Source organism: Allomuricauda sp. CAU 1633 (assembly GCF_017313225.1).
GTDB lineage: Bacteria > Bacteroidota > Bacteroidia > Flavobacteriales > Flavobacteriaceae > Flagellimonas.
Genome location: NZ_JAFLNE010000009.1, coordinates 1 through 15,400, shown reverse-complemented (window position 1 = coordinate 15,400; position 15,400 = coordinate 1). Strand labels below are relative to the sequence as shown.

Here is a 15,400-nt window from a genome sequence, read left to right as displayed (position 1 = left end):
GTATATGTCAGGTAGCTTTAAACAAAAAAAGACCGATAATTAAAAAATTACCAGTCTTCTAGATTTTCAAGTCGGGGTGGCAGGATTCGAACCTGCGACCTCCTGCTCCCAAAGCGTAATCATGTAACTTTCCGATATTACGATATAGCTCGTATATACCTGATATACAATTAAATATAATTTTGTTGTTTGTTTTTATTATCACCTTTTTTACCTTTATTTGCATACGCTGTATGCAAATTGTATGCAAATTTTTAAATCCCTATAAATGTCAAAAGTATCGGTGGACAATAGCATTTCGATGGTCCTTGATAAAAGAAGAAAGAAAAAAAATGGCAAATTTCCCGTCAAGTTGAGGGTCTTTACCAGCACACCACGAAAACAGAAGCTCTACCCTACCCGTTTTGAGTTCTCCGAAGAGGAATTTTCCTGTATCTGGGAAACCGTTCGGCCAAGGACAAAGTACAAGCAGGCCAGACAGTTATTACAGGCCATCGAACAGAATGCTTGGTCGGTTGCAAATGAACTGGAACCGTTTGACTTTGAACTTTTCGAAAAGAAGCTTTTCAGAAAAAGAAGGGATGGCACCAATGTCAGCTATCTATACGAGGAGCGAATGGACGAATTGCGTTCCATGGACAAGATAAACACCTCTAACAATTACGGCCTTGCCCTGAAATCCTTTGAAAAGTTCTGCGAATCGGAAAAAAAGAAAATCGAAGAACTCAGTCTCTTTGATGTAAACGGGAACTGGTTGAGCAAGTATGAACATTTTATGGTAGATCAGGGCAAGAGCCTGACAACGGTAAGCATCTATGTCAGGACACTGAAAACCATATTCAACAAGGCCATTGCGGAAAAGGAAATCGAACCGGGCTATTTCCCCTTTGGAAAAGGAAAATATCTTGTCCCAAAGGTTTCCAATAAAAAGAAGGCATTGACCAAGGAGCAGTTGAAACAGCTCTTTGAAGCAAGACCCAAATCACCGCAAGAGGAAAAGGCCAAGGATTTCTGGTTCTTTTCATTTGCCTGTAACGGTATCAACATCAAGGACATCCTACTTTTGAAGAACAGGGACATTGAGGATGATAAAATTTCTTTTTACAGAGCAAAGACCATATCCACCTCAAAAGGGAACCTGAAAAAGATAACCGTTTACCTAAACAGTTTCGCAAAGGACATCATCAGCAAACATAGGGGCAAGTCCATTGCTCCCGATGCCTTGGTCTTTCCAGTCCTAGAGGGGTACGATGACCCTGTCAAGAGACACAACAAAATTAAGAACTTCACAAGGTTTATCAACCAGCATATCAAGAAGATATGCAAGGACAACGACCTGCCCATCATATCCACTTATTGGGCAAGGCACAGTTTTGCAACCTCAGTCATCCGTAAAGGGGGTTCTATGGAATTCGTTCAGGAAAGTCTTGGGCATTCCAGTATGGACACCACAAAGGCATATTTTGCAGGATTTGACGACAATACCAAAAAGGAATTTGCTGACCAGATAATGAACTTCGGATAGACTTTATGGAAAACAATACGATTGTTATAGAGGATTCCATAGTAAATCTGGAATCCTTCAAGGAAAAGGCTCCCTATAAACTGGATGCCATCTTTAAAAAATGGAAAAAGGAACGGTTGCTATATTCAAAGGGCAATGGTGACATCCACCTTCCCAAGCATATTGGTTACTTGTCAGCCATAGGACAAAGGACAATGAAAATTTACATTGACTATCTTCTGCCCTTCACCCCTGTTGACTATTCCTTGAGGTTCGATGAAATAAAACGTGGCATTTCCAAGACCAAAAAGGAACTGCACCTCTGGCAGAAACAAAAAATGATTTCTGAGGAAAACCCAGATGGCCATTATGATTTCCTATTGGAGAACTTCTATCAGGTTTTCGAGGATGTTGGTATTGACCTAACAAAAACCCCGATGCATGAAGACCTTCAATCCCTGTATTTAAAAATAGAAGATGTTGAGGAATCTAGAGATAAGGAAGAAGATAGTCTAATGAACCATATCCATAGGATATTTGGGTTCATGGAGCGAGTTGACCCAAGAAAGCACAGGGATATTCTGAGCGAGGATGAATATGAAAGATTGGTGGATTGGGTTCACCATTATTTTTCCAACGGCTTTGAAGTTCCACAAATCACTGAACCGATTTTAAAAGTACATACCTCAAAAGGGAACATCATCTGGGCTTTTAGGTCGTTGTTTTCTGAACTGCACCCAAGCCATACGGTTCCACAAAGTCTCTTTGAACTATATACAGGTGCCTTTTACCAGTTCAGGGAAGATAGATTTGACAATTTCAAAAAACAGAAGAAGCCACAATACTTCGATTCCCTGTAATCAGGCTTTCTTTTTAAGGTAATCATTGGCCGAGTCCAAGCATTCTTCCAAGGTGTTCACCTTTCCTTCCAATAGCCATTCGTCAATTTCTGTTTTTAGAAACAAAAGGCGTTTTCCCTTTTTATGGTGTGGCACCCTGCTTTCGGAGACCATTTTGTACCAAGTGGATTTCTTCCTTTTTTCGGGGTCGTAGTCAAGTAGTTCGTCAAGGGTCATCCATTCCGAGGCATGGCGGTTGGAGGAACCAGTGTTCAGCTCAAAGAGCATTTGTTTGATTTCTCGTATTTCTTTCATTAAATGCGCAACGGCAATCGGTAACTGTTCAAACGTTGGTTTTCCTTCCATCCCTTTGTGTTTCTAAGACAGGGGCAATTACCAACAACCGTTTACGCTTCCTTTACGGATTTTATGCGATTTTACGGAAATCCGTAAAATGATGATGAACAAATAGTTATAATTGAAAAACAATCATGCACATCGATTTTATTCCTATTTTGGGATCATATAGATGTATTTTACATCCATATAAACACGTTGTATACAATTTCCTTAAAAATGAGTTACAGAGAAGAAATTGCTGAAATAACTGAAAGAAAGTTGATTGATAATGGTGACATTTTTGACTACTCTGAAACACCATTAGAAATTCACTGCAACAAAATATTCTTGTACTACAAAAAACTAATAGAAAACAATTCTGATTTATATAATATTGAACCAAATTTTTTCTTTTTCAAAAACAATACAAATATTAATGCTTCTGCTTACATAAAAGGAGAAAACACTTTGACAAGTATTAATATTGGAACAATTCACAAACTAAAGAGCACTTTACTGGATAATGAAAAAACTATGAACGAAGTTTTTGGTGAATCTATACAAGCAATTAACCAAATTTTAATTGAAAAAGGAACTTCGGTAATGGAGTTTATGTACCATTCTGCAATAATTTTCCTTATGAATCACGAAATAGGTCATTTAATCCAGAATAATGGCGAATCAGAAAAACATATAAACGAATCTATTGAGGAACCTAAAAATTTTGAAATCGAAAGTCACATTTTCGAGGTTGACTCAGACATATTTGCTTCTATGAAGCTTACTCAAGATATTCATCAAGTATGGCTTAAATTCGAGGAGAAATATAGGACAGACGAATTTCTTTGTGATTTAATTTCATTAGCGTCCTCTGCAATCGGAATTTTTAAATTTTTCAATTTTAGTGCAAAAAAAGAAATTTATTACAAAGAGAAATCTCATCCTCATATAGCTGTGAGGTTTATAATTATTCAAGAAAACATTGTTGACTACATATCTCACATCAGAAAACCAGAGATATCCGAAGAATATAAAGATAAAATGATGTTGAATTCATTCGCTTTAATTGAAACTTTAAATAAAGTTCATAAAGATTCTTTTTTTGATGATTTTACTAAAATAGTTAATCAAAATTCGGATGAATTAGAGGAATATGCAAAATATCTAATAAAAGAAGTAGCAACAAATGAAAAATGTGCTTATTACAAAATGAAAGCATTAGAAAAATAAATGTATACAACAATTGCTATAAGTAATTACCTGTTCTCTCCTACTTCTGAAAATCCGCGAGGATTTTCAGTTACGTGCGCACTTGCAAAGTTTTGTTCAAATCCACCCAACTGCTCAAAGTGGACAGCTTTGGCATTAAGCTTGAAAAACAAACTACATAGACAATCAAGATAAATGACTAGAGTAATAACCAAACTTTCATCCATAATTAAGTCTGAATTTAAAAAAGCTGACGAAATTTGGGTAGCTGTAGCTTTGTTAAATAACAGCGGATTAAATTTGGTCTTGGAAAGCCTTAAAAAAGGATGCATAAAAAACTTTCTGATTGGTATTGATTTACCAACCGACCCAAAAGCCTTAAAAAAATTATATAAACTACAATTTACTTCTAATTTTAACGTCCGAATTTATACTAATACACAGTATTTTCACCCCAAACTTTATCTTTCGAAAAACAAAACAGAATTGACCGCAGTTATAGGTTCTGCGAACTGTACAAATGGTGGACTTAACTCCAATGTGGAATTATCTATAATGACAACAGAAAATAAGAGTTGCAGAGATTTAAAAGAATGGTTTGACAAAACATATGATTTAGCAAAACCTTTGACTTTACAATTTCTTTCAAAGTATCAAGTAGAATACAATGAAAGATTAAGGCGAAAAAAAGCTGATGAGAAAACTGCCAGTAAGGAAAAGAACCAGCTCGAAAAAGAGGATGCTGTTAATTTTGTTGAGCGAAGAGAATTTTTAAAAGTTCTAAAATCATACAAGCAAAGTAAAGAATACGAATCAATTGTTGTCGACCGAAAAGAGTCAATAAATAAGTTGCGAAAATCAATTGATTATCCAAACTTTGAGAAAATCGATATTGATGAGTTTTTCCAAATATGGGCTTTGGGACATTTAATTGCTCTTCCAAAACCAACAATAAAGAGAGAAATCAAAAAATTTCGAAAGCTTCTAATAATGCTTTGCGATGAAAGCATTGATATTGCCCTCCGATATAATTTGGCATTAGAAGGAAAATACAAAATTCGAGGAATTAATGAAGGACTAATTTCAAAAATTTTAATAATACACAATCCTTCAGGATACTACGTAAAAAACAATAAAACAACTTTGGCTCTTAAAAAGTTTGGTATTCAACTTCCTAGAGGTTTGTCCAAAGGTGAAAAATACAAGATTACAACAAAGGTCTTAAAAGATATTTGTAAGGAGACCGGAATAGAGAATTTGTCAGTATTAGATTATTATTTATACATACTTGGAATTCAAGAAACAACCAAATAAAACTGGATGTCTGCATTAGCAATAAATAATTCCTTATTCCAAAGTACTTCTGAAAATCCTTGCGGATTTTCATTTTGGTGCGCACTTGGATTATTAGTGTTAAACCACGCAACAACTCATAACCGAAACCGTTCGAAATTGATACAGGATTGATGTCTTTTTAGTAATAACTTATATAATTTGTCAATAAATTAGCTCTTGTAAATTATGAATCATATCACTTTCATTAGTACGATACATAAAGAAATTGGAAAATGCAACACCAAAGAGTTATTTAAGATAATCGATAAATTAAACCCTGAAGTAATTTTTTTGGAGGCAATTGACGAAACTTATTCAGACTATGAACACTGGATATTTTCAAACTTTGGGGTATTTCATGAGAAATTGGAAATATCCGCAATTCAAAATTATCATTATCATTCTACCTTTCAATATGTACCTGTATGCGTAAATGGGCTATCTGAAGCTTTTCACAAAAAAGTCAATCTTGTTTGTAAAAACAGAGAACTACAAAAATTAATTGACAATTTTAATTACTTAGCAGCTGAAAATGGATTTGAATTTCTTAACAGCTTGGAATGCATAAATCTTCAAGAAGAAATGCGAGAGTTGGAAAGCAGGATTTTAAATAATGATGAGATGGATAAAATAATTAGGGCTGATATTGAAGCCTATGAAAATCCTATGATTCAGAATATCAATTCATACTGTAAAAAAAACCATTTCAATTCAGGAATTTTTATGTGTGGTGCAGCACACAGAAAATCAATTATTGAAAAAATAGATAAATCCATGGTCACTGAAGAAGAAAATATTTCATGGACTATTTTTGGAAATTGAACTGTTTAATAAACATATCCTACACAAATAAAGTTATAATTCATTGAGGACCGAAATCATTTAAAAAAGTAATATTATTAATCAAATTAAGAACTTTCTCTTTAAAATTCTCAAACTCAAAAAATTCTAACATATTGTTTTTCAGGTATTTAATATCTATTTGATTTTCAATTGATTAGATGTAACTTATTGATTCGCTGACAGTTGCAAAATTATCTCTGCGAACCCCAGTAAAATCAAGGGTTCCCAGAGATTTGACCAAAGCCAAAAATCAAATATTAACATTTTTTCATAAAGTATTGATATTCTGTGATTTATCAAAAAAAAGGTTGCGAAAACGCAATACGGGAGCCCGTGTTACTTTGGGCGGGCTTTGTTCATTTTTAACTTTCTAAAATAGCATCCTCATATTTGGGATAAAATCAAGAAGATTTAATTGGAGCCTGAAAGGACACAAAACCGTGAACGGTTTTGTGGATTATTTTCCCTTTCAATACTCCCCTTCTTTTTTCGGGGGGAGGTTTTGAAAGGAAAAATAATTAGTGAGTCATTTTGCAATGTTAAGGGACTAGAATAAAGTTCGGGACAACCAAAAAAGGATTGGTAATCTCTCTGAGGGGAAAATGGAATGGTTTTGGAGCTAAATCGCCAATGGTTGGGACAGTTCCGCATCGGGACATAGAAAACTCTTTAAATGGGCTTTAAAATCATTTCTTGTCATCAAAGGTCTTTCGACTAGAAAATTCCTACATTTATCCAAATTGTATTCAGCTGCAGTACCAAAATGAATATATTCATTTCACATTAATCGGTTATTCATGCATATTAAAAAATTATTGGTGCTTTTTGTTATTCTCATTTCATTTGAGGTAGATGCCCAGATAAATAAAGAAATTCTAAAGCAAAAGGTATCAGAGGAATCCAAAAGCTCAAACTTTGATAGCATTACAAAATCACTTGGATATAAAGGCGGTGATAAAGTTTTAGTGTTGACCATTTTTACCATAAACAAGGAAGGTGAAATCGTTAACGTTAAAGCTAGAGGGCCACATCCATTATTTGAAAAGGAAGCCATCCGAATACTTCAAAACACTCCCGAGATAGTACCTGAAAATTTTAAGCCAAGGGAAGAAGACCCTAAGTTTTCACTACCTATAACTTTTGTCATTGAAACAGAGCGACAAAAAGCAAAACGAATTAAAAAGGAAAATAGAAACAGAAAATCAAAAAATTAGTGGAATTGAATTTCTTCAAAGGTAAATGAGTGAGAACCTCATAGTCATATTGATTCTATTCTTATACTTTTCACCAGTATTCTATCAACTGGGAATTGTTCTGAGCGAACGAAAAAAAGGTAATAGAAAGCCATTAAAGAAATTTCTGAAAGTTGTAAAGTATAGTCTCGCTGTTTTCTTAGTGCTAGTTACAGGGTTCGCAATTCTAAGTCACACCAATTATTTGAATTATGAAAAGCCATTGACTTTTGACAAATTTGACCAAATCACATTTGAAAACTTTAGAGGTTTGGAGTTCTTTAAGAAATCCTTATATGGCAATGAACAATTCGCTTATGTAGTCGTAGCAATAGATAGTAAAATCGAAAACAATTCCGTAACCGTTCAATCATTGTTTTATCCCTCTCGCTCGTTTGTTTACAATCAAAACACGAATAGCAAAGAGTTATTGACCCATGAAAAGTATCACATTAAAATAGCCGAGTTGTTTTCTAGAAAGGCCAAGAAAAAAATATCAGAGCTTCCTAGTTTTGATAAAAAGCGCATTGAAGAAATCATCAGACAAGCTGAATTGGATGAAAGAAAGTATCAAAAGGAATACGATTACAATACATTTCACAGCTATGTGCTAGGTGAACAAAAAAAATATGAGAAAGAAATTGACAGTTTATTAGATTTACTAACCAATTACCAAAAACCAAAAATCCAGTTTGATGTCGAGAATTAAATTTATCCTTTTGACCATAGCATGTATTGCACTTACCAACTGTAAAACAAAGGAAAAACATCAATTTCCGCTCGAAAAAAGATACTGGGATGAAAACGATTATAAGGAAGTTGTATTGGAGTTAAATTACAATTATGATGAAGATGAAAAACTTCCAACGTTTGATAATCCTCAGACCAGACCCATTGTAGAAAAGTTAACTGACCAGCAAAATTTTAATGTCGTTCTTGATGATCAGGAATTAGGTTTAAAGTATAAGAACCAAATTGCTGAAAAATTTTTCAAACAGTGGCAGGAAATGAGCGACATCTATAGTGCCACCGACAGAAAAGACCAATATCCTTACGAAAAGGAGTTTTTAGCAGTATGGCATTTTGGATTAGGACTCCAACTCAAATATTTCAAATTAGGCAACGATTACATCATTGAAAATGCCGATGACCCTAATTCACGGAGGGTTACGAACAAAGTAGAGTCAAATGTGAAAACACTTATACGGAATTACCTTATCTATGTGGACTTGATAGACCATGAAGATGCTTTCAGCAATGAAGGCAAGGCCCTATTTGCTGAAGGCATTGACAACTATTTTGCCCAATTGCTTGAGCTATATCCAGATTCAGATTACAGTGAATTGAAGCAAAAATCTGAGTTGATGCTCAAAAAAAGTGAATCTGGGAATATCCAAAGTTCATTGGAGAAGCTCATTAATCAAATTGATACTAGAATAGAGGGTAATTCAATTAACTAGAATTAAATCTGAATATTAATTAACATAAATAGAATAACTAATGACAATTGGAATTAAAGAAGAATCAGGAAAAACGATTGGATACGAAATTGATGGAGAAATAATTAATGGGCTATATCAAACCATTGAATTGGATAAAATAAAAGAGAATTGTCAAAAATTTGAAATCAATGTGGAAATTCCCACTGATGGAAAAGTTGCCACTCATATTTCAAAACAAGGTAACCTATGTATAGTTACATGTGTGTTTGATACGAAAAACCAAGTTCAATTCTTAATTGGTAATGATATGAGCATTGAAGAATTTCAAAATGAATCTATTCCCGGAGACTTTAAAAAATTGATTACACAAGCTTATGAGTTAATTAATTAACTTGTAAGAAGTTGATATATAGGATAAACATTGACGATGAACATACTAGAACGAGGTATTCAAAAAGGACTTATAAAATTTGATGCAGATAAAAAGTTTGTTATTTATGTCCACCAAAACAAAAAAAGGAATTTTATAAACCCTGAAGAGCGAGTTCAGGCAGAGACTTTTTGTACACTTGTCTTACGATATAACTATCCTGTTGAAAGAATTACAAACTATGTCCCAGTTAAAATGGGAAGTGAAACAAAAGAAGCTGACCTTGTTGTTTATAATGATGATAAACTTACCGAACCACACATACTAATAGAGTGCAAAAAACCTGATATAAGTGAGCAAGAATTTAATCAAGCGATTGAACAAGCTTATAGCTATGCATACGCTTTGCCAAATGATGTAAAATATGTTTGGGTTACCAAAGGCAATAGAAATGAATACTTCAAAGTAAACAAGAAAAAACTAACACGAGAACCTGAATCTGACATACCACAATTCGGCGTTAAAACTTTAGCGAATTATAAGTTTGTATTTGAAGCGGATGAAATGCCGATTGAATCGGGAAAACAAAAATTCTTTGACCTTACTGAAATATCTCAAGAGGAATTAACAAGACGTTTCAAACAAGCACACGATGCCCTTTGGGCAGGTGGTCATTTAAACCCATCTGAGGCATTTGACGAATTGGATAAATTAATTTTCTGTAAAATCTGGGATGAAAGAAAAGACAGACAGACTGGAGAACCATATGATTTTCAAATAATTCAAGTTGAGGGAAAAGATGAAAGAGATTCTACACGCAAAACCAACGAAGCATTATATAGAAGAGTTACTGCTTTATATGAAGAAGGAAGAAAAAAAGATAAAGAAGTATTTAGGGACAATATTCGTTTGTCACCTGAAAAAGTCAGAACCATTGTTGGATACTTACAAGATATAAACCTTGGAGAGACCGATTTAGACAGTAAAGGCAGAGCATTTGAAACCTTTATGGATTCATTCTTTAGAGGAAATTTTGGTCAATACTTTACACCTAGACCTGTCGTAGATTTTTCAGTAAATGTTTTACCCATAAAAAATGATTCCTATGTATTAGACACCTCGTGTGGAAGTGGTGGATTCTTGCTTTATGCTTTAAATAAAGTTAGAAAGCAAGCAGATGAATTATACCCAAGATATAAAACGGACGTAATTCATAGCAAAAGGCATTTTAAATATTGGCATGACTTTGCAGAGAATAATCTATTTGGCATTGAAATAAATGAACAAATTAGTCGAGCTGCAAAAATGAATATGATTATTCACGATGATGGTCATACGAATGTAATTACATCTGATGGACTTCTGAACGAAGAAGAAATTGCAAGATTAACTACGAACAGAGGATTCAAATACAATCATTTTGATTTTATAATAACAAATCCACCATTTGGAAGTAGTATAAAAAAATCTGAAAAAAGTTATTTGAAAAATTACTTTTTAGGTAAAAAACAACCTGATTGGCTAGACCTCAAGGGAAATACAAATATTACTACTAGAAACAATCAAAGTACTGAAGTTCTTTTTATTGAGCAATGTTACAAATTCTTGCGACCTGGAGGATATTTAGCAATGGTTGTTCCTGACGGCATATTAACAAATAGCAGTATGCAATATGTTCGAGATGCAATCGAGGAATGGTATAGAATTGTTGCAGTTGTAAGTATGCCATCAACCACATTCAGTGCAACTGGTGCTGGTGTGAAAAGCTCGGTCATTTTTCTAAAAAAGCATTCTCTATCCACAACAGAGAAAATTCAATCGATAAAGCTAAGAATTCAAACACAGCTTAAATCTGAATATGAGTTTTATGAAACCATTTCGAAATGGGATTCAGAAAAGAAAAAAGAACTCAAGGAAATGAAAGGGCTACATTTTACAATGCCTTTTTCAGAGTTTAAAAAGACGGAAGAATATAAAGAATGGCGAAGTTCCATAAACTCTAAATATTCTGAAAAAATAAACCTATTTAAGGAAGAGCTTCAAGACGCATATTTAGAAAAATCTAGAGCTAAATTACCTGACTACTCGATTTTTATGGCGATTGCTGAAGATATTGGTTATGATGCAACTGGAAAAGCTACACAAGTAAATGAACTTAATTGGATTGGAAAGGAACTTACCAACTTTATTAACCATATAGAAAGCAATCCAGTATGATAATAAGAGGAATATTAGACAGGTCATTGAGTAATCAAATTTGTATCCGAGGATTTGCCAGAATTAAGGAGTTAGCAAAAATATCAAAAGCCAATCCCAACTATCAACGAGAATTAATAGAAAAACAGAAAGGAGTTGTTTCTAATTTTCTGACAGAGGAAACGTATTTATTTTTCCCTGAAGTTATTTTAAGTTTAAAATTGAGGCAAGACCTAACTGCTAAAGGAGCAAAAATTGATGCAACACCTATTCAACTCATTGAAAGAGGAAAAGATTTTAATTCCAATATTGACAAATTAAAGGTTCGTTCTTCACAATTTGAGCAGAAAAACTTTGACGTTAATGAGACTAATGAGATTACTGTTATAGAAATAGACTTTGACGATGCAGAGCTTGAAGAATTGGTGAAAAATAATAAACATCCTCTTCATCGAATCGATGGAAATCATAGATTAACTGCGGCAGAAGAAATAAACTCTGACCGAATAGAGACTATGAATATTCCTTTCTGTATTGTTCTTTTTGAAGAGACTTTCGAAGAAAAATTTAATCCAGAGTCTGGTAAAATGGAAAAAGTTTCCGATACTGACTATAAAAAGTTTGAAAGGGTTGTTTTTTACAATATTAATTCAAAGTCTATTCCTCTGACATTAGAGCAAAATCTCAACAATATTCTTGGAGCAAAAGATTATTTTGATGACAAGGAAATAGAAAAAATATTCTCTAATGAGAATAAAAATGTAGGGATTAATGCAAGAAATCTTGGATTAAGAATAAACCCAGAAGATTTTCAAACCATAAAACATCTTGTAAGTAATAATAAGTGGTCTATTTCTTTAAACATATTTAAACTCTACACGCTTTTTAAGAAAGGTAGGGCTCAGAAAAATCAAGATTTAATAGAGAATGTTTTTGAATCGTTACAAGCTGTAAACTCAATATATCGAGATGATGAAAATTTATCAAAAAACAAGAATGTCGAAATTTTAATTGCCTTTCTTTATTACAAGACTTTTAGTGACAAGACCACCTTCACTTTATTTTATCATTGGATAATTAACAATCACTTATTTGAAGCTAAAGAAACACAAGCTGAAAGTATCATTAGAATTTTCAATAAAATAAAAGAACAAGAAATTAAGGTTTTTGTGGCTATGCCCTATTTTTCTGAAGCAATTGTAAAATCTCATAATGAAGTTTATAAGGGTGTTGTACAAGAAATTAAGAAAAAATATGGTATAAACATTTCTTTACATCCTATTATGACATATGAAGGAGAAACTCTAAACATAGTAAATGACATTTTTGAAAAAATACAATCTTGCCACATTTTTATCGCTAACATAACTGACAATAATCCTAACGTAACATATGAGATGGGTTGGGCGCGAGCATTAAAAATTCCCGTAATTATCGCCAAGGAAGCAAAAGCAGATGAACCAAATTCTGATTATAAACTTGACTTTTATTTTACATACGAAAAAGATGCTCATATAACCTTAAAAGAGGAAATTACAAAACACATCAAAGCTGTTTTAGTTGACACCTATAAATTTAAAATAGCACCTGACAATGTATAGCCTTAGTAAAAATATTGATTCTGATAAAGCGTTTTTAATTAATCGCTCGCAAATTGAAAATAGGTTTGAGCCAAAATTTTACACGAGCAAATATCTAAATAATATTGCTAAAATTGAATCTTCGCAACTTCCTGTGGTACATTTATCAGAAGTCACAGAATTAATTAGTGACGGGACACATTTTACACCAAAATACACTAACAAAGGAGTTAAGTTTATAAGTGTAAAAGACGTGAGGAAATCTACTATGGACTTAACTAATTCCAAATTTATCTCTGAAGAAGAAGCAGATAAGTTAGATAGAAGATGCAAACCTAAAATCAATGATATTCTTCTAACTAAAATTGGCGCGACTTTTGGCCTTGCTTCAGTAGTTTCTACAACTGAAAGATTTCAAATCTTTGTCAGTTTAGCTCTCTTAAGACCAAATAATGGAATAAATCCAAAGTATTTAGAAATATTTTTAAATTCTAATCTGGCATATATTCAGTATGAAAGAGTTATAAAAGGTGCAGGAGTCCCTGATTTGCATTTAGAAGATATACGCAAGGTAAAAATGCCACTTCCAGAAAAAAATGAACAGGAAAAAATTGTTTCAATTTATAGCATGGCTTTTGAGGAAAAACAGAAAAAAGAGCAAGAAGCAAAATCACTTAGGAAAAGCATTGACAGCTATTTACTGGAACAATTGGGTATTAATATTCCAACAAGAGATGATTCTTTATCTAATAGAGTTTTTCAAGTCAAATGGAGTGAGATATTTGGAGATAGGTTAGATGGTGAATTTTCACAAATCTATTTTCGTGAAATAACAAAATCAGTCTTAGAGGGAAAATATAAACCTTCAAAAATAAAAGCTGTGACTTCATTTGTAGAAAGTGGAAGTAGACCTAAAGGTGGCGTTGGTCAAATTAATTCTGGTGTTTTTAGTATTGGTGGTGAGCACGTAAATGATAAATGTCAGGTTGGATTTGGTAAGCCTAAATATATCCCAATTGAATATCACGAAAAAATAAAATCAACTGAAACGAAATTGAACGATATTATTTTGGTTAAAGATGGTGCAACTACAGGTAAAGTTGGAATTATAGACTCTAAAAAATTTACAAAACAGAACATTAATGAACATGTCTTTTTAATAAGACCTGAGAAAGGTATTATAAGTCCACACTTTTTGGTTTCGTACCTATTTTCGAGTGTCGGTCAAATTTTATTAAAGAGATATATTACCGGTGCTACTGTGACAGGAATAACAAAGGAAGCACTAAGAAATATTTTAATCCCTTTGCCACCATTGGAAAAACAAAATGAGATAACTGAACATATTTTTGAGTTAAGAAACAGAGCAAACCAGTTGGAATTAGAAGCAAAAAACGAAATAAAAGAAGCGAAGCTAAAAATTGAGGAAAGGATTTTGGGGTAATTTTAAAACAGATAATAATCTCGAAGGATTGAGTGTAAATAATGAGAGGACCTAGATTTTTAAAATATTGGATTCCATTGATTGAAGTTTTAAAGGAAAGTGGTGGAGCTGGACCTACATCAGAAATAATTGATGGGGTTATAGAAAAAATGGGGATTCCAGAACAAGAACTTGATATTAAATTAAAATCAGGAGCCCCAAAAGTTAGAAATACAATTCAATTCGCAAGATTATATTTAGTAAAAGCAGAGCTAATTGATTCTTCAAAAAGGGGCATTTGGAAACTCACTGAAAAAGGGTTCGAATCTAACTTAAACGACGAAAAAGTTTATAGGTTATTTAAGAAAGTTCAGAAAACACTTAGTGAAAATAAAAAAGTAAAAGAAAAAACTAAGGATAACGATTTTGAAGAAGATGAAGTATTAGATGAATCTCATCAAACTGCAGTATTGAACATCCTAAAAATCCATGAGCCCTAATGGATTTGAACTTATATGTAAAAGATTATTAACTGAAATCGGTATTGAAAGTGTAAAAATTACTGGAGGAAGTAATGACCATGGCGTTGACGGCTCTGGCATTCTAAGATTAAATGATGTTGTAAGTTTCACAATCATTTTTCAATGCAAAAGATTTAAAGACACAATATCCCCAGGCTATATAAGAGATTTTAGAGGTACAATGCAAGGCCGAGCGGATAAAGGAATTTTTATCACTACTGGTAGATTTACCAATGAATCTAAAAATGAAGCTAAAAGAGACGGTGTTCCTCCTATTGAGTTAATCGATGGCGAAAAGTTGGTCGACCTTTTTGAAAAATACCAACTAGGACTAAAACCAAAGACAATTTACGATGTACTCCCTGACTTTTTTGACAACTTCAAATAGTCCTTCTAGTCTTGCTAAATTTCAAAACAATTGTCGCAAACAAAAATCAAACCTTTATGTAGCCTTCCCTAAAAATAGGACAGCTTAAAATTAGAATTTTCTAACTTTAAATTTTAACTGTCACATGAAAAAAAGCAAGTTTACCGAGAGCCAGATCATTCGGGCACTTAAAGAGAACG

The 15,400-nt window shown here is 33.1% G+C and carries 15 protein-coding genes; 14 read left to right on the top strand and 1 reads right to left on the bottom strand.

Features of this window, described 5'->3' with window-relative positions:
- The first annotated feature begins 268 nt into the window (after positions 1-268).
- Complete coding sequence (locus J0X14_RS17250) at positions 269-1,525, top strand: tyrosine-type recombinase/integrase (protein ID WP_207099071.1); 1,257 nt, start codon at positions 269-271, stop codon at positions 1,523-1,525.
- Positions 1,526-1,530: 5 nt separating this feature from the next.
- A complete protein-coding gene (locus J0X14_RS17245) occupies positions 1,531-2,364 on the top strand; it encodes a hypothetical protein (RefSeq protein ID WP_207099070.1) in 834 nt (277 codons plus the stop codon).
- On the opposite strand, the gene J0X14_RS17240 is transcribed toward J0X14_RS17245, so the two are convergent.
- A complete protein-coding gene (locus tag J0X14_RS17240) occupies positions 2,365-2,709 on the bottom strand; it encodes a helix-turn-helix domain-containing protein (RefSeq protein ID WP_207099069.1) in 345 nt (114 codons plus the stop codon).
- Positions 2,710-2,919: 210 nt separating this feature from the next.
- Between J0X14_RS17240 and J0X14_RS17235 the strand changes: the two genes are divergently transcribed.
- From J0X14_RS17235 to J0X14_RS17180, 12 genes are all read left to right on the top strand, one after another.
- Positions 2,920-3,912 carry a hypothetical protein gene (locus J0X14_RS17235; protein WP_207099068.1) on the top strand — a complete coding sequence of 331 codons (993 nt, stop codon included), beginning with the start codon at positions 2,920-2,922 and terminating at the stop codon, positions 3,910-3,912.
- Positions 3,913-4,086: 174 nt separating this feature from the next.
- Positions 4,087-5,205, top strand: a complete 1,119-nt coding sequence (locus J0X14_RS17230; protein WP_207099067.1) for a phospholipase D family protein — start codon at positions 4,087-4,089, stop codon at positions 5,203-5,205.
- Positions 5,206-5,412: 207 nt separating this feature from the next.
- Positions 5,413-6,048, top strand: coding sequence for a hypothetical protein (locus J0X14_RS17225; RefSeq protein WP_207099066.1), 636 nt, complete (start codon positions 5,413-5,415; stop codon positions 6,046-6,048).
- Positions 6,049-6,866: 818 nt separating this feature from the next.
- The gene (locus J0X14_RS17220; RefSeq protein WP_207099065.1) at positions 6,867-7,283 is read left to right on the top strand and encodes a hypothetical protein; all 417 of its coding nucleotides are present in this window, start codon (positions 6,867-6,869) and stop codon (positions 7,281-7,283) included.
- Between the two features lie 25 nt (positions 7,284-7,308).
- A complete protein-coding gene (locus tag J0X14_RS17215) occupies positions 7,309-8,010 on the top strand; it encodes a hypothetical protein (RefSeq protein WP_207099064.1) in 702 nt (233 codons plus the stop codon).
- Positions 7,997-8,761 (top strand): hypothetical protein, encoded by a 765-nt coding sequence (locus J0X14_RS17210; protein ID WP_207099063.1) that lies wholly within the window; start codon positions 7,997-7,999, stop codon positions 8,759-8,761. Before J0X14_RS17215 ends, J0X14_RS17210 begins: the two co-directional genes overlap by 14 nt.
- A gap of 40 nt (positions 8,762-8,801) precedes the next feature.
- Positions 8,802-9,134 (top strand): hypothetical protein, encoded by a 333-nt coding sequence (locus J0X14_RS17205; RefSeq protein ID WP_207099062.1) that lies wholly within the window; start codon positions 8,802-8,804, stop codon positions 9,132-9,134.
- 36 nt (positions 9,135-9,170) lie between these two features.
- Positions 9,171-11,330, top strand: a complete 2,160-nt coding sequence (locus J0X14_RS17200; protein ID WP_207099061.1) for a restriction endonuclease subunit M — start codon at positions 9,171-9,173, stop codon at positions 11,328-11,330.
- Positions 11,327-12,910 (top strand): hypothetical protein, encoded by a 1,584-nt coding sequence (locus tag J0X14_RS17195; RefSeq protein ID WP_207099060.1) that lies wholly within the window; start codon positions 11,327-11,329, stop codon positions 12,908-12,910. Before J0X14_RS17200 ends, J0X14_RS17195 begins: the two co-directional genes overlap by 4 nt.
- Positions 12,903-14,333 (top strand): restriction endonuclease subunit S, encoded by a 1,431-nt coding sequence (locus J0X14_RS17190; RefSeq protein ID WP_207099059.1) that lies wholly within the window; start codon positions 12,903-12,905, stop codon positions 14,331-14,333. The genes J0X14_RS17195 and J0X14_RS17190 overlap by 8 nt, the downstream gene beginning before the upstream one ends.
- Positions 14,334-14,374: 41 nt before the next feature.
- Positions 14,375-14,812: a winged helix-turn-helix domain-containing protein gene (locus J0X14_RS17185; protein ID WP_207099058.1), complete on the top strand. Its 438-nt coding sequence runs from the start codon at positions 14,375-14,377 to the stop codon at positions 14,810-14,812.
- Positions 14,802-15,221 carry a restriction endonuclease gene (locus J0X14_RS17180; protein ID WP_207099057.1) on the top strand — a complete coding sequence of 140 codons (420 nt, stop codon included), beginning with the start codon at positions 14,802-14,804 and terminating at the stop codon, positions 15,219-15,221. Before J0X14_RS17185 ends, J0X14_RS17180 begins: the two co-directional genes overlap by 11 nt.
- Positions 15,222-15,400 lie beyond the last annotated feature (179 nt).